Below are 25,486 nucleotides of genomic sequence, written 5' to 3' on the forward strand. Positions count from 1 at the left end.
GGCGTCCCCCCGCCCCGGGGCGGGGGGGGGGGGGGGCCCCGGGGGGGGGGGGGGGGGGGCCCCCCCCCCGGGCCGGGCGGGGTGTCGTTCCCGCCCAGTTCGGGAGAGCCGGGTCGCGCGAGGGCGCGCCGGGCTCGGGGAGCCGGGGCGCGTGGGGCGCGCCCGGCTCGGGGAGGCCGGTGGGGTCAGCCGCCGAGCTCCTGGTGGCGGGCGGTCAGGCGCGCCGTGCCGGCCTCCGTGAGGGAGCCGAAGAGGCGGAGGCGGGAGATGCCTCCGTCCGGGTAGATGTCGATCCGGACGCGGGATCCGACCGCGGGGGTGTCGAGGACGAAGCGGTGGTTCGTGTCGGGCTGGAGACGGGTCCGGGGCAGGATCTCGGTCCAGTCGTCGGAGCCCTCGGCCGCGACGGAGAGCGCGGCCCAGCCGGCGCTGTTGCCCTTGAGGTACGCGGTGTCGATCTCGACGGCGCGGATCTCGGACTCGGCGGCCAGGCCGTAGCGGATCCAGTCGTTGCCCTTGTCGCGGCGGCGGCGGGTCTCCCAGCCGTCGTCCATCTTGCGGGAGCGGCCCGGCTGGATGGTGTTGGTGGCCGGGGAGTAGAAGCGGTCGGAGGCGTCCTCGACCTGGCCGCCGTTCTCCAGGGCCGCGAGGTCGAAGGTGCCGAGCACGCCGAGCCACGCCGGGTCGGGGGCGACCTCGCCGTGGACGCGGAGGCGGGCGATGCCGCCGTCGGGGTGCTGGTTGACGCGCAGGTGGGTGAAGCGCTGCTCGACGTCGACGGCGAAGCCGTTGGCGGCGTGGCCGCCGACGGCGGTCCGCGGGACGAGCGTCGTCCACTTCACGTCGTCGGCGAGGAGCTCCTCGGGCGAGGGCGAGCCGGCGACGGAGGCGGCCTCGACGGAGACGGCCTGCGGGTAGTTGCCGCGGAAGTGGGCGGTGTCGACGACGATGCCGCGGACGACGCCGGGTGCACCGAGCCGTACGAGGGCCCAGTCGTGGTCGTCCTCGGTGGGGTGCGGCTGCTGGGCCGAGATCCCGCGGCGGCGGCGGGTCTCCCAGCCGTCCATGATCTTGCCCTTGTGGCCGAAGTGCTCGGGGTCGAACTCGGCGGGCTCGGGCTTGAGCAGGTTCTCGCGCTCGGCGAAGAACTCGTCGTTGGCGGCGACGACGCCCGCGCCCAGACGCCGGTCGGCGAGGTCCGCGTACTGAGTGAAGGGGAAGTCGGCCGTGCGGTAGTCGGCGTACGGGTCGCCGCCGCCGAAGGGGCTGGCGTCGCCGGTGAAGGAGGGTATGCCGGTGCTCACGGGTCAGTTGTTCCTTTCGAGGAGGCGGCCGGAGGGCTCGGCCAGGGTGCCGTGGTCGGCGATCCGCTCGCCGCGCAGCCAGGTGGAGGTCACGACGCCGGTGAGGGTCCTGCCCGCGTAGGCGGTGATGCGGTTGCGGTGCTGGAGCTCGGCCGGGTCGACGGTGAAGGTGGCGTCGGGGGCGAGGACGGCGAAGTCGGCGTCGCGGCCGGCCTCGATGGCGCCCTTGCGGGTGAGTCCGGCGAGCCGGGCGGGGGCCTCGGACATCCAGCGGGCGACGTCCGTCAGGTCGAAGCCGCGGCGGCGGGCCTCGGTCCAGATGGCGGGCAGGCCCAGCTGGAGGGAGGAGATGCCGCCCCAGGCGGAGGCGAAGTCGGGGGTCTTGAGGTCCGCGGTGGACGGGGAGTGGTCGGAGACGATGCAGTCGATCGTGCCGTCGGCGAGGCCCTGCCACAGGGCGTCCTGGTTCGAGGCCTCGCGGATGGGCGGACAGCACTTGAACTCGGTGGCGCCGTCCGGGATCTCCTCGGCGGTGAGCGTGAGGAAGTGCGGGCAGGACTCGACGGTGATCTTGACGCCCTCGGCCTTGGCGGCGGCGATGAGCGGCAGCGCGTCGGAGGAGGACAGGTGCAGGACGTGGACGCGGGCGTTCAGCCTGCGGGCCTGGTTGACCAGGTTCTCGATGGCCGTGTTCTCGGCGTCCCGGGGGCGGGAGGCGAGGAAGTCGGCGTACGCGCCGCCGGAGCGCTGGGGCGCGGCGGCGAGGTGGTGCGGGTCCTCGGCGTGCACGATCATCAGGCCGTCGAAGCCGGAGATCTCGGCGAGCGAGGTCGCCAGCTGCTCCTGGTCGAGCGAGGGGAACTCGTCGACGCCGGAGGGCGACAGGAAGCACTTGAAGCCGAAGACGCCGGCGTCGTGGAGGGGCCGCAGGTCCTTGACGTTGTCGGGCAGGGCGCCGCCCCAGAAGCCGACGTCGATGTGCGCCTTGCGGCGGGCGACGTCCTGCTTGACGCGCAGGTTGTCCACGGTGGTGGTGGGGGGCAGCGAGTTCAGCGGCATGTCGAGCAGCGTGGTGATGCCGCCGGCGGCGGCCGCGCGGGTGGCGGTCCAGAAGCCCTCCCACTCGGTGCGGCCGGGGTCGTTCACGTGCACGTGGGTGTCGACGAGGCCGGGCAGGACGACGTCGTCGCCGACGTCCTCGAGCCGGGCCCCGGCGGGTACCTCGGCGTCGTACGGCAGCACGGCCGCGATCGTCCCTCCGGAGACGGCGATCGACGCCGGGCGCGTCCCCTCGGGGGTGATGACGCGTGTCGAGCGCAGGACCAGGTTGACGTCCACCCGTACCCCTTCTTCAAGCACTTCGGTTCAAGCACTTCGGCAAGAAATTCAACGAACTGTTGAAGGAGTCTTCACTTCCGGACGACATGTCGTCAAGGGCACACTTCCAGCATCGGCCCTCGGCGAACCCGTCTTGGATGTTTCCACAAAGTGGAATGGAAATTCCGTACAGTAGAAGGTAGCTCCGCACATGTGGGGCGGACCCGGACCCCGCTGGGCCCTCGCCGACACCGGACAAACACCCCCTGACCGGCTCGTACACCGGGCCCGGAACCATGTGCCCCGGCCGGTGGCCCGGTAGGCTGCTGCCTTGCCCGCCTGCCTCGAAAGGACCGTTGACGTGCCGACGTCCAGCGCCAGCACCACCGACGCCGCCAAGCCCTCCGCCGCGAGCGGTGGCGTCCAGTCCCTTGAGCGTGCCTTCGACCTCCTGGAGCGGATGGCCGACGCCGGGGGCGAGGTCGGGCTCAGCGAGCTCTCCGCCAGCAGCGGACTCCCGCTGCCCACCATCCACCGCCTGATGCGCACCCTCGTCGCCTGCGGCTACGTACGCCAGCAGCCCAACCGGCGGTACGCGCTCGGCCCCCGCCTCATCCGGCTCGGCGAGTCCTCCGCCCGCCTCCTCGGCACCTGGGCCCGCCCCTACCTCGCGCGGCTCGTCGAGGAGACCGGCGAGACGGCGAACATGGCCCTGCTCGACGGCGACGAGATCGTGTACGTGGCCCAGGTGCCGTCCAAGCACTCCATGCGCATGTTCACCGAGGTCGGCCGCCGGGTCCTGCCGCACTCGACCGGCGTCGGCAAGGCGCTCCTCGCGCACACCCCGGCGGACGAGGTGCGCGCGCTGCTCGCCCGTACCGGCATGCCGGCCGCCACCGAGAAGACGATCACCACGCCGGACGGCTTCCTCGACGCGCTCGTCGCGGTCCGCGAGACCGGCTACGCCGTCGACGACAACGAGCAGGAGATAGGAGTCCGCTGCCTCGCGGTGTCCGTACCGGACTCCCCCACCGCCGCGGCCATCTCCATCTCGGGCCCCGCCGGCCGCGTCACCGAGGCGGCCACCGAGAAGATCGTCCCGATCCTCCAGGAAGTGGCCCGCGAACTGTCGGCCGCGCTGGCGAACACCTCGGGCAACGGCCAGGGCTGACGCCGTCGTGGGGGCGGACATCGACGGGGTGATCGAGGTGCGCTCCCCCGGCGGCCGGTGGGAGTTCTCCCTCGGCCTGCCGGACAGCGCGCTGTGCCGCGACCGGCACGCCCGCGAGTGCCTCTTCGGCTACGGCGGGGTCCTCCAGGTGGACCGGCCCCTGTTCGACCAGCGGGGCATCCCCGAGGACGTCTCGGAGCCGGTCCCCGCCACGTACGACGAACTCCACCACAGCCACTCGTACGCCACCTGGGCCGAGATCGCCGCGGTCGACTGGGACGCGCCGCTCTGCGACGGCCCCGACGGCAACCACATCGGCGAATGGCGGCCCGGCCCGGACGGCGCACTCGCCCTGCACGCCACCCCCTGGACGCCCATCGAGGTCCTCGACGCCGCCGAGGACCTCTTCGGCGAGGACCTCATGCCCCACGAGTGGCCGGCGGGCGGCGAGGTCCACTGGGACGGATCCGTCTACCGCCCCGTCACCTTCACGCCCCGCATGTTCGTCCCGCCGGACGGCGACTGGGCCCCCGTCTGGGCGGCGATGCGGGAACGGGCCGCCGTCCACGGGGCCGAGAACGTCCGGCTGGTCGTCTGGTTCGGCTGATGCCGCGGGGCGCCGCCCGACGCGGCGCCCCGGGCCGGTGACCGACGCCGATGCCCCGGCCGCCCCTGTCGGTCCGGCCTGGTCCGGCCTGGTCCGGCCTGGTCCGGTCTCGTCCCGTCTGATCTGGTCCGGTCTGGTCCGGTCTGGTCCGGCGTCTCAGACCGCTACCGAGTCCGTCAGCCGCCCGTCCTGCACCGTCACCGAGTGGTCCGTGCGGGCCAGGTGGGTGCGGTCGTGGGTGACCAGGACCGTCGCCGTCCCCCGCTCGGCCGTGAGGGTGGCGAGCAGGTCCATGACCGCGGCCCCCCGCTCGTGGTCGAGGGCGCTGGTCGGCTCGTCGACGAGGAGGACGGACGGCTCGTTCATCAGGGCCCGCGCGATGTTGACGCGCTGCCGCTGGCCGCCGGACAGCTGGTGCGGCCGCCGGTGGGCCTGGTCCGCGAGGCCCACCGCGTCGAGGAGGTCGAGGGCCCGGCCCCGTACCGCCTTGGGCGGACGCCCGGAGAGGTGGGCCATGACCTGGAGCTGCTCGGCCGCGCTGAGCGAGGGCAGCAGGTTGGGCTGCTGGAAGACGATCCCGATGTGCTCGCGCCGCAGCTCCGCCTTGGCGGCCGGGGTGAGCGACCCCGTGTCCTTCCCGGCGACGACGACCCGCCCCTCGTCCGGGGTCACCAGGGTGGCGGCCACCGCGAGGAGGCTGGACTTGCCGGAACCGGACGGCCCGACGACGGCGGTGAGCGTGCCGGCGGGCACGTCGAGGGAGACGGCGTCGAGGGCGGTGAGCCGACCGTCGCCGTCGGGGTAGGTGAGGGTGACGGCGTCGAGGACGAGACTCATCGGGCGCTCCCGAGGGCGGTGAGGGGATCGACGGCGGTGATCCGCCGGATGGACAGGGCGGCGCCGAGCACACCGAGGACGACGATCACGGCGGCCGGCCCGAGGACCGTGAGCGGCTCCAGGACGAAGGGCACGTTCCCGCCGCTGACCAGCGCGCCGATGCCGACCGCGAGCGCGGTGCCGAGCAGGGTTCCGGCGGTGAGCATGAGGACGGCCTGCCCGAGGGCGTCCTTGAGGAGGTACGGGGTGGAGGCCCCGAGCGCCTTGAGGACGGCGACGTCACCGCTGCGCTGGATGGTCCAGACGGTGAAGAAGGCTCCTATGACGAGCGCGGAGATGGCGAACAGGAAGCCGCGCATGAGCTGGAGCGAGCCGTTCTCGGCCTGGTAGGACCCTATGGCGGTGAGGGCGCCGTCGAGCGTCCTCGCCTCGGTCCCGGCGGCCTCGTCGCCGGCCGCCCAGTCCGCGCCGTCGCCGCCGCTCAGCGCGATGACGGTGGCCTGCTCCTGCGGGGTGGTGCCGCTGTGGCCGAGCTTCTGCCAGTCGTCGAACGAGGTCCACACCACCGGGGTGTGGCTGTACGACGCGTCGCCGGAGACCGCCGTGACGGTGACCTCCAGGGGGCCGAGGCGGACGGCGTCGCCCGCGGCGACGCCCAGTTCCTCCGCGGCCGACTCCGAGAGGACCGCCTTCCCCGCGCCGACGGACACGGGCGCGATCCCCGCGTCCGGCTCCGTGCCGAAGGCGGACACGGCGGCGGTGCGGTCCCCGGCGGCCGCGTTGAGGGTGCGGATGCCGATCGGGTCGGCCCCCGTCACCCCGGGCTGCCCGGCCCACCGCCGCCACTGCTCCTCCGTCACCGTCGAATTGGTGAAGGAGACGGACTGCCCGGACGGCGGCGCCGCGAAGGCCAGCCGGTCGGCGGGCAGACCGGTGATCGCGGAGACGTTCTCCCGCGCGAGTCCGGCGGTCAGCCCGGACAGCAACCCCACGAGCAGGGTGATCAGCACGATCACGGTCCCCATGAGCGCGAACCGCCCCTTGGCGAATCTCAGGTCTCTCCATGCCACGAACATGCTGACCAGAGTGGTCGGCGGAGCGCCCCTCGGGCATCGCGCCACGGATGGCTCCGGAGTCAAACTTTCGGTTGAGTCCGGATTGTCTCCCGCTGTCTACCCTGGAGGGATCATGGATCCCCGTTCCTCCCTCCACCCCGCCCGGCGCCCCCTCACCCCCGCCCTGCGCGCGCTGCGCCTGTGCCTGCACCTCCTGATGGCGGGCCTCCTCGTCCTGGCGGCCGTACGGGCGCACTCGGCCTCCGGGACGGCGATGGCGGTCGTCACGGGCGCCGTCTACGCGGCCGGCTCCTACCTGCCCTCCGTGCGGGACTCCCAGCGGGCCGCCGCCGTGTGGCTGGGAGCCCTGGGCGCGTCCTGGCTGGTGCTGCTCTTCCTCACCCCGGAAGCGCTCTGGCTTGCCTTCCCGCTCTACTTCCTCCAGCTGCACCTGCTGCCCGCGCGCTGGTCGCTGCCGGCCGTGGCGCTGACGGCGGTCGCGGCGATCCTCTCGTACGTGGGACACGGCGCCGCGCTCAACCCGGGCGTCTTCATCGGGCCGCTGCTCGGCGCGGCGGTCGCGGTGGCGACGGTCCTCGGCTACCAGGCCCTGTACCGGGAGAGCGAGCGCCGGCGCAGGCTCATCGAGGAGCTGATCGAGACGCGGGCGGAGCTGGCGGCGGCGGAGCGGCACGCGGGCACGCTCGCCGAGCGGGAGCGCCTGGCGCGGGAGATCCACGACACGCTCGCGCAGGGCCTGTCGTCGATCCAGCTGCTGCTGCGGGCGGCCGAGCGGGCCCTGCCGCCGGACTCCCCCGCCGCCGGGCACATCGGCCGGGCGCGCGAGGCGGCGCAGGACAACCTGGCGGAGGCGCGGCGCTTCGTCCGGGCCCTCTCGCCGCCGGACCTGGAGCACGGCTCCCTCGCGGCGGCCCTGGAGCGCCTGTGCGAGCCGGTCACCGCGGTGGCTCCGGGGGCCGGGCCACGGGTCCGCTTCTCGATGAGCGGGACGCCGGCCGAGCTCCCCACCCCGTACGAGGTGGCGCTGCTGCGGATCGCGCAGTCGGCGCTCGCGAACACGGTGCGGCACTCCGCGGCCTCGCGGGCGGAGATCACCCTGTCGTTCATGGACGCGTCGGTGACTCTGGACGTGGTCGACGACGGCCGCGGCTTCGACCCCTCCTCCGTCCGCCCGTCGTCCGACGGCGGCTTCGGGCTCCCGGCGATGCGCTCGCGTGCGGAGTCGCTGGGCGGCACGTTCACCGTCGAGTCGTCACCCGGCCAGGGCACGGCGGTCGCCGTGTCCCTCCCCCTCCCCGCTGGAGCGTCCGCATGACCATCCGACTTCTGCTCGCCGACGACCACCCGGTGGTACGGGCGGGCCTGCGCGCGGTCCTCGACACCGAGCCGGACTTCGCCGTGGTCGCGGAGGCGGCCACGGCCGAACGCGCCGTGGAACTCGCCGCCGCCGGAGGGGTGGACGTGGTCCTGATGGACCTGCAGTTCGGCTCGGGCATGCACGGCTCGGAGGCGACGGCGGCGATCACGGCGGCGCCGGACGGGCCGAAGGTGCTGGTCCTGACCACGTACGACACGGACGCGGACATCCTCGCGGCCGTGGAGGCGGGCGCCTCCGGCTACCTCCTGAAGGACGCGCCGCCGGAGGAGCTCGCGGCGGCGGTCCGGACGGCGGCGGCCGGTCAGTCGGCCCTCGCGCCCGCCGTGGCGCACCGGTTGATGGACCGCATGCGGACACCGGCGGAGGCGCTGACCAAGCGCGAGCTCGAGGTCCTCCAGCTGGTGGGCGAGGGCCTGTCCAACCAGCAGATCAGCAAGGCCCTGTTCCTCAGCCAGGCGACCGTGAAGTCGCACCTCGTCCACATCTTCGCGAAGCTGGGCGTGGACTCGCGCACCGCCGCCGTGGCGACGGCGACGGCCCGCCGGCTCATCAGGCGGTAGGCGGTCGGGCCGTGAGCGGCGTCCGATCGACGCGGCGGTCAGCGCGCGGTCGACGGGGTGCCGCGGTCGCCCATCAGGTCCTGGAACGACCGCATGCAGGGCAGGCAATGCCGGTCGGTGCGCGTTCCGTCCGCGCCTCGGTCGACGGGCTGGCCGCACAGGCTGCTGACGGCCTCCTTCGCGATCACGTGCCAGACCAGCAGCCCGCTGGAGCAGTCGGGGGCGATGTGCATCTCGTACATGGCAGGTTCCGTTCTCCGGGTGTCCGGGTTCCCACCCAACTCGCGCCCGGCGACTGCGGCACGGCAGCCATGCCAAGCGGGTGAAACAGGAGCACACCGTCCCCCGAGCGGCCCCGGCTCACGTGCGCTTCGCGGCGACGCGCCCGGACTTGGCGGGTGACGCGGACTTCCGTCCCCGGGGAGCGGGTGCGGGTGGCGCGGTCCTGGGCTTGGCCTTGGACTCGGTCTTGGTCGTGACCTTGGGCTTCGGCTTGGGCTCGGCCTTCGTCGTGACCTTGGACTTGGACTCGGGCCCGGCCTTCGCCGTGACCTTCGTCGTGGCCTTGGGCCCGGCCTTCGCCGTGACCTTCGTCGTGGCCTTGGGCCCGGCCTTCGCCGTGACCTTCGTCGTGGCCTTGGGCTTCGCCTTCGGCTCTGCCTTGGGCTTCGCCTTGGCCTCGCTCTTCTTGTCACCGCCCGTCGGCCACTTCAGTTCGATCTCCAGCTCGATCTCGCCGTCGCCGACCTCGAACTCCACCTCGCTGCGGAATTCCTCGGGGACCCGGAGGCCCAGCACACCGGGGCCCAGCGGGAGCTCGGCTTCCCCGCCCTCCCTGAACGCGCCGGCGAGGGCTTCCAGGAGCTCCGCGGCCTCGACCCGGGAGAGGGAGCGCTTCTGTTCGAACTTCAGGTCCTTCACGGTTACCTCCCGGTGGCGGCGCGCTCGTCGTCGCCGCGGTCGACGCACAGGGCCCAGATGATGAACCCGGACATCGCGATCAGGACGACGGACCACACCGGGTAGTACGGCAGGGACAGGAAGTTGGCGATGATGACGAGTGCGGCGATGCCGATGCCGCTGTACCGCGCCCAGGCGGCCGCCCCGAAGAGTCCGTAGCTGACGAGCGCGGCGACCACGCCCAGCGCGAGGTGGATCCAGCCCCAGCTGGTGAGGTCGAACTTGAAGACGTAGTTGGGCGTGGTGACGAAGACCTCGTCCTCGGCGATGGCCATGATCCCGCGGAAGATGCCGAGCAGTCCCGCGAGGGAGAGCATGACGGCGGCGAAGAGCCGAAGGCCCCCGGCCCACGCGTATTTCGCCGACGACGTGTGAGTGGGGTGCGTGGCGGTCATGTCAGTCTCCTCTTTCGTCTGCCCGTCTCACTGACGGGGGGTGCCGGCGCCCGTGTCGGAGGGCGTGGACGGACGGTCGTCGTTCAGGACGAGGTCCTTCGCCCGTCGGAACTCCTCCTCGCTGATGTCGCCCCGGCTGCGGAGTTCGGCGAGCCTGCCGAGTTCCTCGGCCTTGCTGGGGGCGCTGCCGCCGGTGGCGGTGTCGCGGACGTAGGCGTCGAAGGCCGCCTGCTTCTGCTGGGCGCGCGCGATCTCCCGCTGGCCCATGGTCTTGCCGCGGGCGATGAGGTAGACGAACACGCCGAGGAACGGCAGCAGGATGACGAACGCGAGCCAGCCTGCCTTGCCCCAGCCGCCCAGGGTGTCGTCGCGGAAGATGTCGCCGATGATCCGGAAGAGCAGGATCAGCCACAGGATCCACAGGAAGAACCACAGCATGGTCCAGAAGGCGCCCAACAGCGGGTAGTCGTAGGCGAGATAGGTTTGCGTGTCCATGTTTCCGCTCCGTTCCGGGCCGTTCTCCGCGCAGGTCCGCCCTGGTCACTCCGGCAGTCGCCGGAGTTCCGCCAGGTGCAGACCGAGCGACTGGAAGCGGGCCAGCAGGCCGTAGAGGTGGCCCTCGTCGACGAGGGGGCCGTACAGCACCGTCTGGCCGGAGATCACCACGTGCTCCAGCTCAGGAAAAGCTCCGATCAGCGTCTCCGACATGTGCCCGTCGACGCGGATCTCGTACTTCATGAGGTGCCCTCCCGAGGGTGGCTGCCACGGGGCCGGTCGTGCCCGTACCGCCATGGTCCGCCGTCGGGTCCGGATGCGCCTCACCCTGTGCGGGTGACTCTCGGGCCTCCGGGGTCACACCCGGGCTCGCGGTCACAGCAGCCCCAGCTCGCGGGCGCGCCTCACGGCGTCGTTGCGCCGGTGCACCGACAGCTTCCGGTAGGCGCTCTTGAGGTGGGTCTTCACCGTGTTCACGGACACGTACAGGTCGGCGGCGATGTCCTCCGTCGACATCGTCCGCGCGAGCCGCTCCAGGACCTCGCGCTCCCGCGGGCTGAGCTGCTCCACCAGCGGTCCGGGGCCGGTTCCGCCCCGGATCCGCTCGGCGTACGCCGGCGCGGGGCCGGGCCGGGTCCGCTCGGCGTACGCCGACGCACGGCCGGGCCGGACCCGCACGCCGGGCGCCGACACCGGGCGGGGCGAGGTCCGCTCGCCGGGCGCCGACACCGGGTCGGGTACGAGCCATCCGGCGGCCAGGGACCGCAGCGGGGGCTCCGCCAGGAAGGGGACGATCCAGGGGCCGGCGTCCCGAAAGGGTCGCCTGAGCTCCTCGCCGCGGCCCTCCTGGAGCGCCTGGGCGAGCAGTCCGCGGGCGGTGGCGGCGTCTCCCTCCAGCTTCGCCGCCTGGGCCCGTACGAGCAGGGCCGGTACGGCCACGCCCGGACCGGACCTGGGGTGGTCCCCGGGGCCGTCGAGCAGCCGGAGGGCGGCGCCGGGGTCGCCCGCGGCGAGGAGGGCCCGCGCCGCGCCGACGGCGCACAGCGGCTGGTCCCCGGCCACCCGCCGCAGGACCTCGCCCGCCGCGTCCGGGTCGCCCTCGGCCAGGTGGGCGGCGGAGGCGACCAGGGCGGCGCGGCCCTGGGCCCAGGGCGAGTGATCGGCGGCGGGGACGCTCTGGGCCGCGACGGCCAGAGCGGCCCGCGTACGGCCCCGGGCCAGGAGCACACCGGCGGTCACGAAGCGCCGGGCCGCGGCCGACACCGGGTCCGCCGGCGGCTGATCGTGCGCCGTCTCGGCGAGGAGGGCCTCGGCACGGTCCACGTCGTCCCGGTCGAGCGCGACCGCCGCCAGGACCAGCCGTCCGAGGCCGGAACCCGACGGCTGGGGGGCGCCGTACCGCTCGGCCTCGGCCGTCATCGCGTGGACCTTGCGTTCCGCCGCGCTCGGCCACCCGTGGAGGTGGTCGACGAGCGCCAGGTGCTCCAGGGCCTCCATCCGCGGGAGCACCGTGGCCGCGGTACGGGGTCCGCGGGTCACGGCGGTGAGGGCGGCCCGGGCCTCGTCGAACCGTCCGGCCCAGAGTCGGGACGAGCCCACGTGGGTGAGCAGCAGGGCACCCAGTTCCGGATGCCCGTCGAGCAGTCGGGACGGCAGCTGCGGCATCAGGCGCCGGGCCGACCGGGCGGCCCGTTCGGTCCGGTGCGCGGAGCCGGACAGCCGTCCCGCCAGGGCCTCCAGGAGGGCGCGGCTCAGCTGGGCCGCGCGGGATCCGCCGTCGTCGGCCGCCAGCTGCTCCTCGGCGCGGCGCAGGTGGGCCAGGCCCTGGCCGAGGTCGGAGCGGGACAGCTCGTGCGCGGCGCGGACGAGGTTCGCGGCCGGGTCGCGCGTCTCCGTCCCCAGTCCCGCGAACCACTCCGGGGGCACCTCGGTGCCCAGGCCGGTGAAGAGCTGCCCGATCGCCAGGTCCTCGACCAGGGCCCGGGCGACGTACGTCCAGTCCTGCGCGGCGGCGCCGTGGGCGAGCATCTCCGGGAGCGCGCCGGAGCGCCGCAGCCAGTGGGCGGCGCGGCGGTGCAGCCGCGGTTCGAGGCCGGGAGCGCGCCGGCGCAGGTGGGCGCGGAGGATCTCCCGGAACAGCGGGTGGAGCCGGTACCAGCCGTGCCCGAAGTCCTCGACGAAGGCGTTGGCGCGGTGCAGTTCCGCGAGGATCTCCGCGGCGTCGGTGCGCTCCGTCAGCTCGTCCGCCAGCTCGGGGCGGAAGCGGTCGAGGACGCTGATGCGCAGCAGCAGGTCCTGGGTCTCGGGCGTCTGCCGTTCCAGTACCTCGGCCAGCAGGAAGTCGGCGATCGTGCCCCGACCGGCCTCGAACTCCTTCAGGTAGCGCTCCGGGTCCGGGCTGGCCCGCGCGGCCAGGGCGCACAGCCGGAGTCCGGCCGCCCATCCCCGGGTGCGTTCGACGAGCGGCCGGGCCCCGGGGACGTCCAGGGGCAGCCCGTGGAGTCCGAGGAGCGTGACCGCCTCCTCGGGGGTGAAGGCCAGCTCGGCGTCCCTGATCTCGGTCATCTCGCCGGCGACGCGGTAGCGGTGGAGCGGGAGGAGCGGCTCGGTGCGGGTGACGAGGACGAGGTGCAGGCCCGGCCTCGCGTGCTGCAGGACGAAGTCCAGCTGCCGCGCGACCTCCGGGTCGGTCATCTGGTCGTACTCGTCGATCACCACGGTGACGGGGCTGTCGCGACCGGCGAGTTCCGAGGCGAGCCGGCTCAGCAGCGCGTGGTGGACCCGGGTCGCGTCGGCGGGGAAGCCGATCGCGGCGGGTATCGGCACTCCGGCGGCGTTCAGGGACTGGAGCAGGTGGGCCCAGAACATGCCGGGGCCCTCGACCGCCGCGTCGAGGGTGAGCCAGGCGACCGGCCGGTCGAGGCGCTCGGCCCAGTCGGCCACCAGGAGGGTCTTGCCCGCCCCGGCGCAGCCGTTGACCAGGGTCAGCGGGGTCAGCAGGGCCTGCCCGAGGTGCTCGTCGAGCCGTGCGCGCCGCAGGAAGGTGACGGGCCTGCCCGGCAGGGTGAACCGTGTCCTCAGGAACGGGTCCCCCAGGGGGTCGACGCCGGGGAGCGAGGTATCCGGAGGGACCTCGTCTCGCGTCGCAGCCACGCCCACCACCACCTTCTGGTCGGGGCCCGACCGGGTCGGGCCCCCTCCAGGATGGAAGTCTTCTCCCGCACTCGGCCACCGGACAGGGCTCTGCGGGCCCCTCCGGGGTACCCGAAGGTCCCGGTCCGGCGTGGCGGCCGGGCGATCCGGTCAGGCCTGGCCCGCCCCGGGCGGTCCGAAGAGCTCGATGGCGCGGCGGACGCCGGCGAGGCCTTCGGCGAGGGCGCTGACCGAGCCGACGGACCCGGCGACGAGGAGCAGGGAGCGGCGCAGCCGCCGTACTTCGGGGGCGCCGCTGAGTGCCATGGCGTCCAGCGCGGCGAGTTCGTCCTCGGCGATGCCGCGGTCGGCGAACTCGGCCCGGTGGTTCGCCAGTTCCCGCCTGAGCCGGGACACGGCGGACCGCAGTTCGGCCACCCTGGGGTCCACGCCCTCGCCGGTCACTCGCCTCTGCCCCACGCTTCGCAACATGGTTCTCCCCCCGCACGACACTGTGCGCAGAACTCCGTACGACGAACACTCCGAGCACTCCGGACGGACCCGCCGAACGACGGTCGGGCGCCGCGAGCCGCGGGCCAGTTAACTCCTTCGCCACCCCGGCGCGCCACCCTTGGTGGGCGGAATTCAGGCGACCGTGTCATTCCGCCGCATGAGGTATGCAGTCCTCATGACAACCGCAGAAGATCGAACCCCGCTCATCGCCGGCCTCCTCCTCGCCGCCGGGGGCGGCAGGCGGCTCGGGGGGCGCCCCAAGGCACTCCTGACCCATCGCGGGCGCCCTCTGGTCGAGCACGCGGTGGGGGTCCTGCGGGCGGCCGACTGCTCCGTGGTGCACGTGGTGCTCGGGGCGTCGGCCGGCATCGTACGGGAGCGGGCGGAGCTGGACGGGTGCGTGGTGGTGGAGAACCCGGAGTGGCAGGAGGGCATGGGCTCCTCCCTGCGGGCCGGCCTCGCGTCACTGGCGGCGGACCCGCGAGGCGTGGACGCGGCCCTGGTGATGCTGGTCGACCAGCCGGGCATCGGCGCCGAGGCGGTGGCCCGGGTACGGGCGGCGTACGGGTCCCGGGACTCGCTGGTCGCGGCCTCGTACGACGGGCACCGGGGCCATCCGGTGCTCTTCGGCGCGGAGCACTGGGCGGGCATCGCCGAGGGCGCCGTGGGCGACCGGGGCGCACGGGACTATCTGGCGGCGCATCGGGATGCGATCACGCCGGTGGACTGTTCGGATGTGGCCGAGCCCTACGACATCGACACGGAGGCGGACCTCTCGCACCTGGAGTGAACGGGTTGGCACCGAGCGCCATGGTCTGTCGATCCGGAGAATCTCGACATCAACAAACCATTGAACTTCCACCATGAGGAAACTAGTATCCACTGTTCAGAAGCGCCTGCTAGTTCAGAGGGCGCTCGCGGCCGTATCTCGGCGCCCGCGGCACTCCGTGCCCTCCCGTGACGCCCGGCGGCCGCTTGGCACCGCCCGTGAAGTCCGCTGAAGGAAGTGACAGTTCATGTCCGCACCAGCGCCGTCCCCCCTGGTCGTCGTCGATGCCGAGCCCCTGCCGCGTCAGGAGGAGGTGCTCACCGAGGCCGCCCTGGCCTTCGTCGCCGAGCTGCACCGGCGGTTCACCCCGCGCCGGGACGAGCTCCTCGCCCGCCGGGCGGAGCGCCGCGCCGAGATCGCCCGTACGTCCACCCTGGACTTCCTCCCAGAGACCGCCGCGATCCGCGCCGACGACTCCTGGAAGGTCGCGCCGGCCCCGGCGGCCCTGAACGACCGCCGCGTCGAGATCACCGGCCCGACCGACCGCAAGATGACGATCAACGCGCTCAACTCCGGCGCGAAGGTCTGGCTCGCCGACTTCGAGGACGCCTCGGCGCCGACCTGGGAGAACGTGGTCCTCGGCCAGGTCAACCTGATCGACGCGTACGCCCGGAAGATCGACTTCACGGACCCGCGCTCGGGCAAGACGTACGCCCTCAAGCCCGCCGACCAGCTCGCCACGGTCGTCATGCGGCCGCGCGGCTGGCACCTGGAGGAGCGCCACCTCACCTTCGACGGACGCCCGGTGCCCGGCGCGCTCGTCGACTTCGGCCTCTACTTCTTCCACAACGCCCAGCGCCTGATCGACCTCGGCAAGGGCCCCTACTTCTACCTGCCGAAGACCGAGTCGCACCTGGAGGCCCGCCTCTGGAACGACATCTTCGTCTTCGCCCAGGACTACGTCGGCATCCCGCAGGGCACCGTCCGCGCCACGGTCCTCATCGAGACCATCACGGCCGCGTACGAGATGGAGGAGATCCTCTACGAGCTCCGCGACCACGCCGCCGGCCTCAACGCGGGCCGCTGGGACTACCTCTTCTCCATCGTCAAGAACTTCCGTGACGGCGGCGCCAAGTTCGTCCTGCCGGACCGCAACGCGGTGACGATGACCGCCCCGTTCATGCGCGCCTACACCGAACTCCTCGTCCGCACCTGCCACAAGCGCGGCGCGCACGCCATCGGCGGCATGGCGGCCTTCATCCCGTCCCGCAAGGACGCCGAGGTCAACAAGGTCGCCTTCGAGAAGGTCAAGGCCGACAAGGACCGCGAGGCCGGCGACGGCTTCGACGGCTCCTGGGTCGCCCACCCCGACCTCGTCCCGATCGCCATGGCCTCCTTCGACGCCGTCCTCGGCGACAAGCCGAACCAGAAGGACCGCCTCCGCGAGGACGTCTCCGTCGCCCCCGGCGACCTCATCGCGATCGACTCCCTCGACGCCAAGCCCACCTACGACGGCCTCGTCAGCGCCGTCCAGGTCGGCACCCGCTACATCGAGGCCTGGCTCCGCGGCCTCGGCGCCGTCGCCATCTTCAACCTCATGGAGGACGCCGCCACCGCCGAGATCTCCCGCTCCCAGATCTGGCAGTGGATCAACGCCGGCGTCGTCTTCGAGAACGGCGAGACCGCCACCCCCGAACTCGCCCGCAAGGTCGCCGCCGAGGAACTCGCCGCCATCCGCGCCGAGATCGGCGAGGAGGCCTTCGCGGCCGGCAAGTGGCAGCAAGCCCACGACCTCCTCCTCCACGTCTCCCTCGACGCCGACTACGCCGACTTCCTGACCCTCCCCGCGTACGAGCAGCTGGTCGGCTGACCTCGGCACCACCCCGCACAGCCCCGCCCCCGGTGAACGCACAGCTCCGGGGGCGGGGCTCTGCTGTGTGACCTGTGGGGCCTGTGGGGTACCAGGGGACGTGACGGAACCGAGATATGCAGCTACCTAGCGGTAATAAGCCGGGACGTGTCAGATTCCGCCATGTCACCGGCGCCGGCGGCTGTCCCCCACATCACTGCGTACCGCAGGAGCACAGCCATGCCTTCGTCCCCCCACCGTGCGCTGCGCGCACTCCTGGCACTGTGTACCGCCGCCGGGCTCGCTTCCGTCGCCGCCCCGTCCGCTCATGCCGCGCCCGGCACCGGCCCGACCGCCGTCGTCACCATGGGCGACAGCTACATCTCCGGCGAGGCCGGACGGTGGCTGGGCAACAGCCTCACCAACTCCGGCAGCCGCAACGGCACCGACCGGGCCTGGACGGGCAGTGGCTACGACCCGTCCCGGGTGTACGGGTCCACCGTCGGCGGGTGCCACCGCTCGGACACCGCCGAGGTGAAGAGCGCCGGACCGATCGCGAGCTCGATGATCAACCTCGCCTGCTCCGGGGCGACCACGAAGAACGTCATCCGCGCCTCCCAGGGCGGCCAGGCCTACAAGGGCGAGTCCCCGCAGGCCGACCAGCTCGCGGCGGTGGCCGCCGCGAACGACGTGGAGCTCATCGCGCTCTCCATCGGCGGCAACGACCTCGGCTTCGCCGACATCATCGCCACCTGCGCGAAGGACTACATCGTCTGGTACTCGTACTGCCACGACGACCAGCAGGCCGAGGTCGACGCGAAGATCGACGGCGTGATGGCGGACGTCGCCAAGTCCGTCGACGAGATCCGGGCGGTCATGACCGCCGCCGGATACGCCGCATCCGACTACCGGATCGTCCTCCAGTCGTACCCCTCGCCCATCCCCCGCGCCGCCGACAACCGGTACGGCGAGAGCGGCTGGTCCCGTACCAACACCGGCGGCTGCCCCTTCTGGAACGCCGACTCCGACTGGGCGCGGGACTCCCTGGTCCCCCAGCTCGCCAACCGGCTTAAGGGCGTCGCCACCGCGAAGGGCGTGCAGTTCATGGACCTGCGGGACGCGCTCCAGGGGCGTGAGGTGTGCGCGAAGGCGAGCAAGCAGGTGACGTCGACGGTTCCGGCGTCCGCGACGACGAGCGAGTGGGCGCGCTGGATCGACAGCCAGAGCACCCAGGGGCTCGTCCAGGAGTCGATGCACCCCAACGCCTACGGCCAGCAGGCCCTCGGCCGCTGCCTCTCGCTCATCCACGCCGTCCCGACGGGGAACCGGAGCTGCCGGAACACGGCGGGGTCGGGAGCCTCGGGGATGTACCTCACGACGGGCTGAGGCCCACCGGACGGACCGGCGTATCAGATCACCGTGATGCCGAGCGGGCCGAGGACCCGCTCGGCCTCGTGGCGGTCCGCCGCCGCCATCGCCCTGACCAGGGCGGCGGAACCGCCGGGCCAGGCCGCCGCCGCCTCGTCGAAGGCGGTACGGCGGGACTCCAGGGGGCCCTTCTTGCCGGGCAGTGCGTCGAGGACGTACAGGGCGCGGGCGGAGGTCCCTACCTGGATGGCGTCCGCCAGCTCGTCGCGGTCACGCAGGGCCTGGAGGGCGTACGCGCCGATGACCGGGTCTCGGAGGGCTCCGCGCAGGGCGTCGGCCGGGGCGGCGGCGGTGTCCAGGACGACGAAGAGGCCCCGTACGGCGGCCGCGTCGGCCGTGCCGGCATGGACGGTGCCGAGCGCGGCGAGCAGAGCGGACCAGGCCTCGGCGGTGTCCCCGCGCGCGTGGAGCCAGTCGGCGAGCACGCGCGCGGCGACGCCCGCGGGCCAGCCCTCGGCGGCGGCGACCATGACCGGCGCGCTCCACGCGGCGGCCTGGGCGGCGTCGGGCGCGGTGATCCCGCGCACCCCGAGGAGGTAGCGCACGACGCCCGCACCGCGCGGGGTCAGCCCGAAGGCGTCGCCGCCCCGGAACACCAGGCCGGTGGCGGCCAGCCGGTCCACGGCCGCGGCCAGGTCCCGGGCGGGCCCTTCGAGCCGCGCCCGGTCGGCCTCGTCCAGGTCCGCCGTGCCGAGGAGCCGGACGAGTTCCGGCAGCGGCGGGGTCGTGTACGCCTCCGCCGCCTCGTCCGGCACCGCTACGGGCAGGTCCTCCAGGGCCGGGTCGACGGCCCAGTCCTCGTACTCGGCGGCCTTGCGCGCGACGGACTCCGCGGCGCAGCCGCGCTGGTAGACCACGTACAGCAGGTGCGGAGCCTCGCCCCCGTAGGGCTCGAACTCCTCCTCGGCGAGCTCCTCGACGGCGGCGATCAGGGCGTCCGCGTCCGCTTCCACGGCTCCGGGTCCCGGCCCGGTCTCGATGGCGGGCGGCGGGGGTACGGGGGCGGCAGGGTCCCCGTAGTAGTCCAGGTGCTCGTCGAGGAGCGCGTCGGCGAGGACGAGGTGCGGGAAGGCGTCGGGCCCCGGCGCGAACCGCGCGTACGGCCCGGCGAGCTGCTCGGCCAGCCCGGCGGCGGTCCACCGGTCCTGGAGCGCGGCGGCCACCTGCCCGATGCCGGTCGCGACGGCGTGGTCCGTGAGCAGCGGCCCCGCGGCCGGCTGCCCCTCGGCGTCCCGCACGTACGCCCGGGTCAGCGCCTCCGCGAGGAGGACGTCCGCCAGCGCCGTACGCCCCATGAGGTCGGCCCGGTGCACGCCGTCGGGCAGCGGCGCGCCGTCCAGGGCGGCGAGCCTGCGCCGTACGTCCTCGGGGTCGGCGAGGTCGGTGCCGCAGTTGCGCAGCAGCGCGGCGTACCAGCGGTGCCAGGTCAGGTTCCCGGGGTCGTTCATGGCCCGTTCGAAGTCGGGCCCCGCCTCCGCGACCACCGCGGCGACCCGCTCCCCGCGCCCTCCGTCGAACCGTGCCGCGAGCGCCCCGAGGACGGCCGGATAGGCCGCCAGTTCGCCGGGCGGCGCGTACACGAACGTCGGCAGGTCCTCCACGAGCAGCTGCCGCACGAGCCCGGGCGTCGGCTCCGGCACCCCCGTGCCGCGGTCGGCCCCTCGGAGGGCGAGCAGTCCCAGCACCGCCTCGGCGGCACGCGTGAACACGGGGTCCCGGCGCTCGGGTGTTCCGTCGAGGAGTTCGAGGAACCTGTCGAGCCCGGTGTTGGTGAGTACGGTCTCGGCCACGCTTCCCAGGGTAGTTCCGGGCCGGTCGTTCCGGGCGGCAAGGCGCACGGGGCAGGTGTGTCGTCCTGCGGGGCGTCTGTCGGCGGGCGGGTCGGGGGGCGGTGTGGGGCGGGGAGGCGGTGCGGGTCGGGGCGTGCGGATCGAGGGGCGGTGCGGGTCGGGGGCCGGGGGGGGCTCAGCCGCTTCGGCGGAGCTCGCGGGCCACGTGGGTGAGGTGCTGGAGGTGGCCGGCGCAGATCCAGGCGTCCGGGTGGGCGGTGCCGGGCGGGCCGCTGCCGTCCGCGCAGGCCTGGAGCCAGCGGTCGCCGCGGCTGTAGGCGGCGCCTCTGAAGTCGGCGGTGTCGACGATGTCCCGGGCGTGCGCGCGGACGGTGAGGTGGTGGTCGGGACCGTCGGCGCGCACCTCGCCCACGAGGAAGGTGCGGGTGGTGGTGTAGCGCACGGCGCCGCGGAAGGGGTCGTCTCCGGTGTCCGAGACGCGGTCGGCGCTCGCCGGGTCGTGGGCTCCGTAGTCGCCGTACACGGGCTGCGGGCCGAGCCCGCCGTTGGTGTGACGCAGCAGGTCGCGGAGGTCGCGGTCGGCGCGTCCGGTCTCGGTGAGGGCGGCGCCGTACCCCTCGGGGCGGGTACGGGGGAAGGAGCCGGCGAGCAGGACGACGGAGCGCCAGGGGTGGAGGGGCCCGAGGAGATCAAGGGCGTGGAGCGCCCGGCGATGTGCGCCGTGGTCGGTGTCGTCGACCGGTCCCAGGTCGAGGAGGAGGTCCACGGGGCAGCGCGCGAAAGCGATCCGGTGCAGGAGGCGGACGACGTTCTCCGCCCACCGCTCGTCGGAGACGGCGCGGGACGGGCGCACCCGCACGCCGAGACCGCCGCCGCCCGCAGCGGCGGCTTCGGCGCAGGCCACCTGCTGCCACGCGGCGCGCTCGGTGCCGGTCACCGGCCGCAGTGGGGGCGGGCCCGTGGCGAACGCGCGGGGCCCGCTCTCCACGTGGCGGGTGTCGACCCAGGCGGGGCGGTCGCGTTGCGCCCGCGCGATCCCGGCCAGGACGCGGTGCACATGGCTGCCGAGGGCGAGCGCGTCGGGGTCGGGCGGGTGCGGCCGCCCATGGCCCGGGGTCCGTTGGGGGCCGACGCGGGGCGGGACGGTCCAGAGGGGGGTGACCGCCGCGCGGACGTCCGGCGCCAGCGCGCCGTACGCGGCGAGGGCGTTCCGCCGGGCGGGCAGTGCGGGTACGTAGATCGGCTCGGTCGTCGGATCGGTCATCGGCGCGCCCCCCCAGCAGCCTGTCGTGTCCCCTGTTCGCAGGGTGCGGGGCGACGGCAGGCGGCGAAAGGGTGCGATTTCGGCCAAGGTTGGGGGAGTTGGGCGACTCGGGGTGTGGATTCGGCTCCGGGAACGTGGAGTCGGACGTCCCGGAGCGTGGGGGTCGGGCGTCCCGGAGCGTGAGGGGTCGGGCGTCTCGGTCCGTCGCGGTCAGCGGACGACGACCGTCCTCGGTGCCGAGAAGTCGCCCCAGGTGCCGTCCGGGAGTTGGGCGCGGAGGGTGACGGTGTAGCGGGTGCCCGGGGGGTCGGGGACCGGGAAGGTGTAGGTGGCGCGGCCGGGGGGTGGGGTGGTGCCCCAGATGATGGTGGTGGCGAAGCGGCCGTTGAGGTGGAGTTCGTGGTGGGTGACGGGGGCGCCGGTGTCGGGCGGGGTCCAGGTGAGGGTGATCTCGCCCTTGGCGGCGGTGGCGGTGAGGTCCTTGGGGGCGGTGTTGGGGGGCGCGCCCGGGGCTGGGGCGGTGGTGAGGTCGGCGGGGGCGCTGTCGGCGGAGGAGTTCTCGGCGGCGTCGCGGGCGCGGACGGTGAACGCGTAGGCGGTGCCGGGGCGCAGGCCCGTGAGGTGGGCCGTGGTGGCAGTGCCCGGGACGGTGTGGATGCGGGTGTCAGCCTGGTAGACGTCGTACGCGGTGACCCGGGTGTCGTCCCGGGCGGGGGTCCAGCGGAGGGTGGCGGCGCGGCTGCCGTCGGGGGTGGCGCGGAGGGCCGCGGGCGCGCTGGGGGGCGTGCGGTCCTCGGCGGCGGCCGGGAGGGTGGTCGCGGTGACGGGGGCGCTGGCGGGTGAGACGTTGCCGGCGGCGTCGCGGGCGCGGACGGTGAAGGTGTGGGGGCTGGCGGGGGTGAGGCCGACGACGTCCGTCATGAGGGTGGTCGCGGGGAGGTCCTTGACCTTGCGGCCTTCGCGGTAGACCGCGTAGCCGGTGACGGCGCGGTCGTCGGTGGCCGCGCTCCACATGACGTGGACGGTACTGGCGCTGCCGGCGGTCGCGGTGACTCCGGCGGGGGTGCTGGGGGCGTGGGTGTCCTTCGCCGCGGGTGCGGCGGCGACGGAGCAGGCGGTGAGGGCGAGCGCCAGGGCGAGCCCGAGTGAAGTCAACAGGCTTGTGGCGAGCGGGCGTTGCACGGGCCGGCCTCCGTCCGTCGAAAAGGTCCAGACCTATATCGCACAGTCGGGCCCGCCTCGGCAAGGGGTCGTTGTCAGTGGGGTGCGCTTCACTGGAATCGTCACGCTCCGTAATCACTTCTGGGGGAATCATGACGGACCGTACGACCTATGTGACGTTCGCCGGGGTACGCCGGCGCGGCTGGACCGACGCGATGGTGCGGGACCTGCTCGGCACGCCCGACGTGCAGGGGCGCGACCCGCGCCGCTGGTCCCTCACGCCCGTCCGGCTCTACCTCCTGGCCCGGATCGAGACCGTGGAGCGGACCCCCGAGTTCGCCGAGACCTCGGTCCTGTCGCCGGCCCGCTCCGCCGCCGCCGCGGTGTACGCCGAGCGGCGGCGGTCCGCCGTCCTCGCCGCGATCCGCGCGGAACCGATCGAGGTGCCCCGGCTGCCCTGGCCCGAACTGGAGCGGCGGGCCGTCCGCCACCGGCAGCTCCTGACGGGCCGGACGACGGGCCGGACGACCGGCCCGACGGCGGGTCGGACGACGGGGCGAAGTCCCGCGACACCGCCGCCGTCCGCGCCCCCGTCCGCGCCCCCGGGCGAGGCTCCGGGCGGGCCTCCCGCCGGCTCGCTGGTGCGGTGGCAGGTGAGTTACCTGCGGCACGCCCTGTCACGGTACGAGGCACTGCTCGACGGACTGTACGGGGCGACCGGCCGCGGCGAGGCCGAGCGGTTGCTCCGCCGGCGGCTGTACGAGTCGATCGCCGCCGCCTACCCGGCGCTGGCCCCCGAGTGCCGCCGCCGGATCGCGGTGGAGCGGTGAGCGGGCGGCCCCGCGGGGGCGTCCGGAGGACGCGGCTCCTGGCTGTTCAGGCGGCTGGCGGACAGGTAATCGCGGCTGTTCAGGCGGCCGGCAGGCAGGTGATCGCGGCGGTTCACGCGGCCGGCGGACGGGTGATCGCGCGGATCGCCGCCGGGATCGGGGCGACGACCGGGACCGCGCAGCGGGCGCGGAGTTCCTCGGCGGCCTCGCCGAGCGGGCCGCCGCCGATGACGACGGCCCGCGCGCCGTCGCGTTCGACACAGGCGCGGACCGCCCTTTCCAGCCGGTCGAGGAGCAGCGCGGGGTCGGCGGAGAGCCGTTCGGGGGCGCCTGCGGTGAGCCGGAGGCCCGTGTACCGGTCCGCGAGGCCGAGCGCCGCGACGCGCTCGGTGATGGCGTCGGCGAGCAGCGGCGTGGTGGTCGCGATGCCGAACGGGGTGCCGCCCGCGGCCGCTTCGGCGAGCGCCGCCTCCCCCAGCCCCACCACGGGCACACCGGTCGCCGCCCGGAGCTCCTCCACCCCCGGGTCGCCGAACGCGGCGACGAGAAGCGCGGCGCACTCGCCGTCGGCCACGGCGCGCAGTCCCGCCGCGAGCACCTCGGGGGCCGCGGCGCGCAGGGCGTCGGGGTCGGTGAGCATGCCGGGTCCGCGGGAGACGGTCACGCCGCGCACGGAGAGGGTGCGGGCGGGGTGGGCGAGGAGGGCACGGGGGCCGGGGGCGAGAGCGTGGGGGTCCTGGGTGTCGTTGCCCAGGGCATGGGCGCCCGCTGCGTCGGCGCCGGGCGCGTGGGTGCCGGCGTCGAGGAGGTTCGCGAGGGTGCGGCGGGCGATGGTGGTCATCATCGCGGTGGTGGCGGTGGAGGTGTTGGGGTTGATCAGCACCACGGCCCCGGGCCCCGCGGCGTGCGCGGGGACCGGGGCGGGCGGTGGGGCGAGGTGCGGGTTCAGTGGGCGTGCGCCGCCTTCGCCGTGTGGCTGCCGGAGATCTCGTCGCCCGGCTCCATCGGGGCGGTGACGTCGTCGTCGTCCTGTCGCCGGCCCAGGTGGTTGAAGACCACGTTGAGCAGGACGGCCGCGACGCAGCCGGTGGAGATGCCGGAGTCCAGGATGATCTGGGCCGTCTCCGGGAAGGCGTGGTAGAAGTCCGGCTTGGTGATCGGGATGATGCCGACGGCCAGCGAGACGGCCACGATCAGCACGTTGTTGTCCTTCTCCAGGCCGGCCTTGACCAGGGTCTGGATGCCGCTGGCGGCGACCGAGCCGAAGAGGACGACGCCCGCGCCTCCGAGGACGGGCCGGGGCACGACCGAGATCAGGGAGGCGGCGACCGGGGAGAGGCCCATCAGGACCAGGAAGCCGCCGCCGCAGGCGACGACGAAGCGGCTGCGGATCCGGGTCATGGCGACCAGGCCGATGTTCTGGGCGAAGGCGCTGCACATGAAGCCGTTGAACAGCGGGCTGATCGCCGAGCCGAGGGTGTCGGCGCGCAGTCCGGCCGCGATGGTCTTCTCGTCGGCGGGCCGGTCGACGATCTCGCCGAGCGCCAGCATGTCGGCGGTCGACTCCGTCATGGAGACCAGCATGACCACGCACATGGAGATGATCGCGGCCAGCGCGAACTGCGGGGCGCCGAAGTGGAAGGGGGACGGGAAGCCGACGATGTCCGCCTCGGTGACCGGGGAGAAGTCGGTGACGCCGAAGGGTATGGCGATCAGGGTGCCGATGACGAGGCCGACGAGGACGGCGATCTGCTTGAGGAAGCCGCGGGTGAAGCGGCGCAGCAGCAGGACCACGACGAGCGTGATGCCGGCGAGCGAGAGGAAGGTCGTCGAACCGTAGTCCTCGGCCTTGGGGTTGGGCCCCTGGGCCCAACCGAACGCGACCGGGAGGAGGGAGACGCCGATGAGGGTGATCACGGTGCCGGTGACGACCGGCGGGAAGAACCGCACGAGCCGGGAGAACCACGGCGCGGCGAGGAAGCCGAGGAGTCCGGCGACGATGATCGCGCCGAAGATGACGGGGAGGGCGTCGGCCTTGTTGTCGGTCGTGTCGACGATCGCGAGCATCGGTGCGACGCCGGCGAAGGTGACGCCGTTGACGAACGGCAGCTTGGCGCCGATCTTCCAGACGCCGAGCGTCTGGAGGAAGGTGGCGAGGCCCGCGGTGAAGAGGCTCGCTCCGGTGAGGAAGGTGAGTTCGGTGCCGGAGAGGCCGACGGCCGCTCCGACGATCAGGGGCGGGGCGACGACGCCCGCGTACATGGCGGCGACGTGCTGGAGGCCGCTGGTGGCCATCTTGAGTGGGGGCAGCGTCTCGTCGACCGGATGCTTCTCACGGTCTTCGGGGGCGGAGCCTTCGTCTGGTGCATTGCGAACCTGGGGCGTGGCGGCCACGGCGGTTCCTCCGGTCGGTTACACGTCGGCGGCGACGAGGGGGTCAAGGAGGTGGTGCGATGCGATGCGGGTGCCGGACGGGGCGAGGTGCGGGGCAATGCGAGGCGCCGGACGGGGCGAGGTGCGGGGTGGGGCGGGTGCCGGACGGGGCGGCTGCCCGGTGGGGGTGCGGGCACGCTTCACCGTCCCGGGGGTGCCGTACGTCTTCTGCGTACGGCACCGCCCGGTCCGGCTGCCGCGGACCCCGCTCGGGTCC

The 25,486-nt window shown here is 73.9% G+C and carries 24 protein-coding genes; 8 read left to right on the top strand and 16 right to left on the bottom strand.

Annotation, left to right across the window (positions count from 1 at the left end):
* Positions 1-185: 185 nt before the first annotated feature.
* Together alc and allB are read right to left on the bottom strand one after the other, a co-directional pair.
* On the bottom strand, positions 186-1,304 hold the full coding sequence (gene alc, locus ACFCY7_RS11570; protein ID WP_376483530.1) for an allantoicase: 1,119 nt from the start codon (positions 1,302-1,304) through the stop codon (positions 186-188).
* 3 nt (positions 1,305-1,307) lie between these two features.
* Positions 1,308-2,642, bottom strand: a complete 1,335-nt coding sequence (gene allB, locus ACFCY7_RS11575; protein WP_376483532.1) for an allantoinase AllB — start codon at positions 2,640-2,642, stop codon at positions 1,308-1,310.
* A 340-nt stretch (positions 2,643-2,982) separates the two neighbouring features.
* On the opposite strand from allB, the gene ACFCY7_RS11580 reads away from it, so the two are divergent.
* Both ACFCY7_RS11580 and ACFCY7_RS11585 read left to right on the top strand, forming a co-directional pair.
* Positions 2,983-3,792: an IclR family transcriptional regulator gene (locus ACFCY7_RS11580; RefSeq protein ID WP_026057778.1), complete on the top strand. Its 810-nt coding sequence runs from the start codon at positions 2,983-2,985 to the stop codon at positions 3,790-3,792.
* A 7-nt stretch (positions 3,793-3,799) separates the two neighbouring features.
* Complete coding sequence (locus ACFCY7_RS11585; RefSeq protein ID WP_376483535.1) at positions 3,800-4,399, top strand: hypothetical protein; 600 nt, start codon at positions 3,800-3,802, stop codon at positions 4,397-4,399.
* Between the two features lie 156 nt (positions 4,400-4,555).
* Here the strand turns inward: ACFCY7_RS11585 and ACFCY7_RS11590 are convergent, their stop codons facing one another.
* On the bottom strand, positions 4,556-5,236 hold the full coding sequence (locus tag ACFCY7_RS11590) for an ABC transporter ATP-binding protein (protein WP_376483537.1): 681 nt from the start codon (positions 5,234-5,236) through the stop codon (positions 4,556-4,558).
* Complete coding sequence (locus ACFCY7_RS11595) at positions 5,233-6,312, bottom strand: ABC transporter permease (protein WP_376483539.1); 1,080 nt, start codon at positions 6,310-6,312, stop codon at positions 5,233-5,235. Before ACFCY7_RS11595 ends, ACFCY7_RS11590 begins: the two co-directional genes overlap by 4 nt.
* A gap of 112 nt (positions 6,313-6,424) precedes the next feature.
* Here ACFCY7_RS11595 and ACFCY7_RS11600 point away from each other — a divergent pair, with 112 nt between their 5' ends.
* Both ACFCY7_RS11600 and ACFCY7_RS11605 read left to right on the top strand, forming a co-directional pair.
* On the top strand, positions 6,425-7,627 hold the full coding sequence (locus ACFCY7_RS11600; protein WP_376483541.1) for a histidine kinase: 1,203 nt from the start codon (positions 6,425-6,427) through the stop codon (positions 7,625-7,627).
* A complete protein-coding gene (locus ACFCY7_RS11605; protein WP_376483543.1) occupies positions 7,624-8,250 on the top strand; it encodes a response regulator in 627 nt (208 codons plus the stop codon). The genes ACFCY7_RS11600 and ACFCY7_RS11605 overlap by 4 nt, the downstream gene beginning before the upstream one ends.
* 38 nt (positions 8,251-8,288) lie before the next feature.
* Here the strand turns inward: ACFCY7_RS11605 and ACFCY7_RS11610 are convergent, their stop codons facing one another.
* From ACFCY7_RS11610 to ACFCY7_RS11640, 7 genes are all read right to left on the bottom strand, one after another.
* Positions 8,289-8,492: a hypothetical protein gene (locus ACFCY7_RS11610; RefSeq protein WP_376483545.1), complete on the bottom strand. Its 204-nt coding sequence runs from the start codon at positions 8,490-8,492 to the stop codon at positions 8,289-8,291.
* 118 nt (positions 8,493-8,610) lie between these two features.
* Positions 8,611-9,171, bottom strand: a complete 561-nt coding sequence (locus tag ACFCY7_RS11615; RefSeq protein ID WP_376483546.1) for an amphi-Trp domain-containing protein — start codon at positions 9,169-9,171, stop codon at positions 8,611-8,613.
* Between the two features lie 2 nt (positions 9,172-9,173).
* A complete protein-coding gene (locus ACFCY7_RS11620) occupies positions 9,174-9,605 on the bottom strand; it encodes a hypothetical protein (RefSeq protein WP_376483548.1) in 432 nt (143 codons plus the stop codon).
* 27 nt (positions 9,606-9,632) lie between these two features.
* Complete coding sequence (locus ACFCY7_RS11625; protein WP_376483550.1) at positions 9,633-10,100, bottom strand: SHOCT domain-containing protein; 468 nt, start codon at positions 10,098-10,100, stop codon at positions 9,633-9,635.
* A gap of 45 nt (positions 10,101-10,145) precedes the next feature.
* Positions 10,146-10,343 (bottom strand): hypothetical protein, encoded by a 198-nt coding sequence (locus ACFCY7_RS11630; protein WP_367819547.1) that lies wholly within the window; start codon positions 10,341-10,343, stop codon positions 10,146-10,148.
* A gap of 132 nt (positions 10,344-10,475) precedes the next feature.
* Positions 10,476-13,253, bottom strand: a complete 2,778-nt coding sequence (locus ACFCY7_RS11635; RefSeq protein WP_376483551.1) for a LuxR C-terminal-related transcriptional regulator — start codon at positions 13,251-13,253, stop codon at positions 10,476-10,478.
* A 150-nt stretch (positions 13,254-13,403) separates the two neighbouring features.
* Positions 13,404-13,724 carry a DUF5955 family protein gene (locus ACFCY7_RS11640; RefSeq protein WP_376483553.1) on the bottom strand — a complete coding sequence of 107 codons (321 nt, stop codon included), beginning with the start codon at positions 13,722-13,724 and terminating at the stop codon, positions 13,404-13,406.
* Positions 13,725-13,920: 196 nt separating this feature from the next.
* Between ACFCY7_RS11640 and ACFCY7_RS11645 the strand changes: the two genes are divergently transcribed.
* The 3 genes from ACFCY7_RS11645 to ACFCY7_RS11655 all read left to right on the top strand — a co-directional run bounded on the left by ACFCY7_RS11645 (position 13,921) and on the right by ACFCY7_RS11655 (position 17,749).
* Positions 13,921-14,535, top strand: coding sequence for an NTP transferase domain-containing protein (locus tag ACFCY7_RS11645; RefSeq protein WP_376483555.1), 615 nt, complete (start codon positions 13,921-13,923; stop codon positions 14,533-14,535).
* A gap of 226 nt (positions 14,536-14,761) precedes the next feature.
* Positions 14,762-16,384 (top strand): malate synthase A, encoded by a 1,623-nt coding sequence (aceB, locus tag ACFCY7_RS11650; protein ID WP_376483557.1) that lies wholly within the window; start codon positions 14,762-14,764, stop codon positions 16,382-16,384.
* A gap of 219 nt (positions 16,385-16,603) precedes the next feature.
* Complete coding sequence (locus ACFCY7_RS11655; RefSeq protein WP_376483559.1) at positions 16,604-17,749, top strand: GDSL-type esterase/lipase family protein; 1,146 nt, start codon at positions 16,604-16,606, stop codon at positions 17,747-17,749.
* Between the two features lie 23 nt (positions 17,750-17,772).
* Here ACFCY7_RS11655 and ACFCY7_RS11660 read toward each other — a convergent pair whose 3' ends face one another.
* The 3 genes from ACFCY7_RS11660 to ACFCY7_RS11670 form a co-directional block, all read right to left on the bottom strand.
* Positions 17,773-19,581: a hypothetical protein gene (locus ACFCY7_RS11660; protein WP_376483561.1), complete on the bottom strand. Its 1,809-nt coding sequence runs from the start codon at positions 19,579-19,581 to the stop codon at positions 17,773-17,775.
* A 175-nt stretch (positions 19,582-19,756) separates the two neighbouring features.
* Positions 19,757-20,845: a hypothetical protein gene (locus ACFCY7_RS11665; protein ID WP_376483562.1), complete on the bottom strand. Its 1,089-nt coding sequence runs from the start codon at positions 20,843-20,845 to the stop codon at positions 19,757-19,759.
* A gap of 210 nt (positions 20,846-21,055) precedes the next feature.
* A complete protein-coding gene (locus ACFCY7_RS11670; protein WP_376483564.1) occupies positions 21,056-22,027 on the bottom strand; it encodes a fibronectin type III domain-containing protein in 972 nt (323 codons plus the stop codon).
* A gap of 131 nt (positions 22,028-22,158) precedes the next feature.
* Here ACFCY7_RS11670 and ACFCY7_RS11675 point away from each other — a divergent pair, with 131 nt between their 5' ends.
* On the top strand, positions 22,159-22,836 hold the full coding sequence (locus ACFCY7_RS11675; RefSeq protein ID WP_376483565.1) for a hypothetical protein: 678 nt from the start codon (positions 22,159-22,161) through the stop codon (positions 22,834-22,836).
* Between the two features lie 112 nt (positions 22,837-22,948).
* On the opposite strand, the gene ACFCY7_RS11680 is transcribed toward ACFCY7_RS11675, so the two are convergent.
* Positions 22,949-23,722, bottom strand: a complete 774-nt coding sequence (locus ACFCY7_RS11680; RefSeq protein WP_376483567.1) for an aspartate/glutamate racemase family protein — start codon at positions 23,720-23,722, stop codon at positions 22,949-22,951.
* Between the two features lie 59 nt (positions 23,723-23,781).
* On the bottom strand, positions 23,782-25,131 hold the full coding sequence (locus tag ACFCY7_RS11685; RefSeq protein WP_376483626.1) for a nucleobase:cation symporter-2 family protein: 1,350 nt from the start codon (positions 25,129-25,131) through the stop codon (positions 23,782-23,784).
* Positions 25,132-25,486: the final 355 nt, after the last annotated feature.

It is taken from the genome of Streptomyces sp. NPDC056361 (assembly GCF_042262805.1).
Taxonomy (GTDB): domain Bacteria; phylum Actinomycetota; class Actinomycetes; order Streptomycetales; family Streptomycetaceae; genus Streptomyces.

What these genes read in the sequence shown, in the direction of transcription:
- ACFCY7_RS11590 (WP_376483537.1), bottom strand. Translation starts at nt 5,236, where the DNA reads ATGAGTCTCGTCCTCGACGCCGTCACCCTCACCTACCCCGACGGCGAC.
- ACFCY7_RS11595 (WP_376483539.1), bottom strand. Translation starts at nt 6,312, where the DNA reads ATGTTCGTGGCATGGAGAGACCTGAGATTCGCCAAGGGGCGGTTCGCG.
- ACFCY7_RS11600 (WP_376483541.1), top strand. Translation starts at nt 6,425, where the DNA reads ATGGATCCCCGTTCCTCCCTCCACCCCGCCCGGCGCCCCCTCACCCCC.
- ACFCY7_RS11605 (WP_376483543.1), top strand. Translation starts at nt 7,624, where the DNA reads ATGACCATCCGACTTCTGCTCGCCGACGACCACCCGGTGGTACGGGCG.
- ACFCY7_RS11610 (WP_376483545.1), bottom strand. Translation starts at nt 8,492, where the DNA reads ATGTACGAGATGCACATCGCCCCCGACTGCTCCAGCGGGCTGCTGGTC.
- ACFCY7_RS11620 (WP_376483548.1), bottom strand. Translation starts at nt 9,605, where the DNA reads ATGACCGCCACGCACCCCACTCACACGTCGTCGGCGAAATACGCGTGG.
- ACFCY7_RS11625 (WP_376483550.1), bottom strand. Translation starts at nt 10,100, where the DNA reads ATGGACACGCAAACCTATCTCGCCTACGACTACCCGCTGTTGGGCGCC.
- ACFCY7_RS11630 (WP_367819547.1), bottom strand. Translation starts at nt 10,343, where the DNA reads ATGAAGTACGAGATCCGCGTCGACGGGCACATGTCGGAGACGCTGATC.
- ACFCY7_RS11640 (WP_376483553.1), bottom strand. Translation starts at nt 13,724, where the DNA reads ATGTTGCGAAGCGTGGGGCAGAGGCGAGTGACCGGCGAGGGCGTGGAC.
- ACFCY7_RS11645 (WP_376483555.1), top strand. Translation starts at nt 13,921, where the DNA reads ATGACAACCGCAGAAGATCGAACCCCGCTCATCGCCGGCCTCCTCCTC.
- aceB (WP_376483557.1), top strand. Translation starts at nt 14,762, where the DNA reads ATGTCCGCACCAGCGCCGTCCCCCCTGGTCGTCGTCGATGCCGAGCCC.
- ACFCY7_RS11655 (WP_376483559.1), top strand. Translation starts at nt 16,604, where the DNA reads ATGCCTTCGTCCCCCCACCGTGCGCTGCGCGCACTCCTGGCACTGTGT.
- ACFCY7_RS11665 (WP_376483562.1), bottom strand. Translation starts at nt 20,845, where the DNA reads ATGACCGATCCGACGACCGAGCCGATCTACGTACCCGCACTGCCCGCC.
- ACFCY7_RS11675 (WP_376483565.1), top strand. Translation starts at nt 22,159, where the DNA reads ATGACGGACCGTACGACCTATGTGACGTTCGCCGGGGTACGCCGGCGC.
- ACFCY7_RS11685 (WP_376483626.1), bottom strand. Translation starts at nt 25,131, where the DNA reads ATGGCCACCAGCGGCCTCCAGCACGTCGCCGCCATGTACGCGGGCGTC.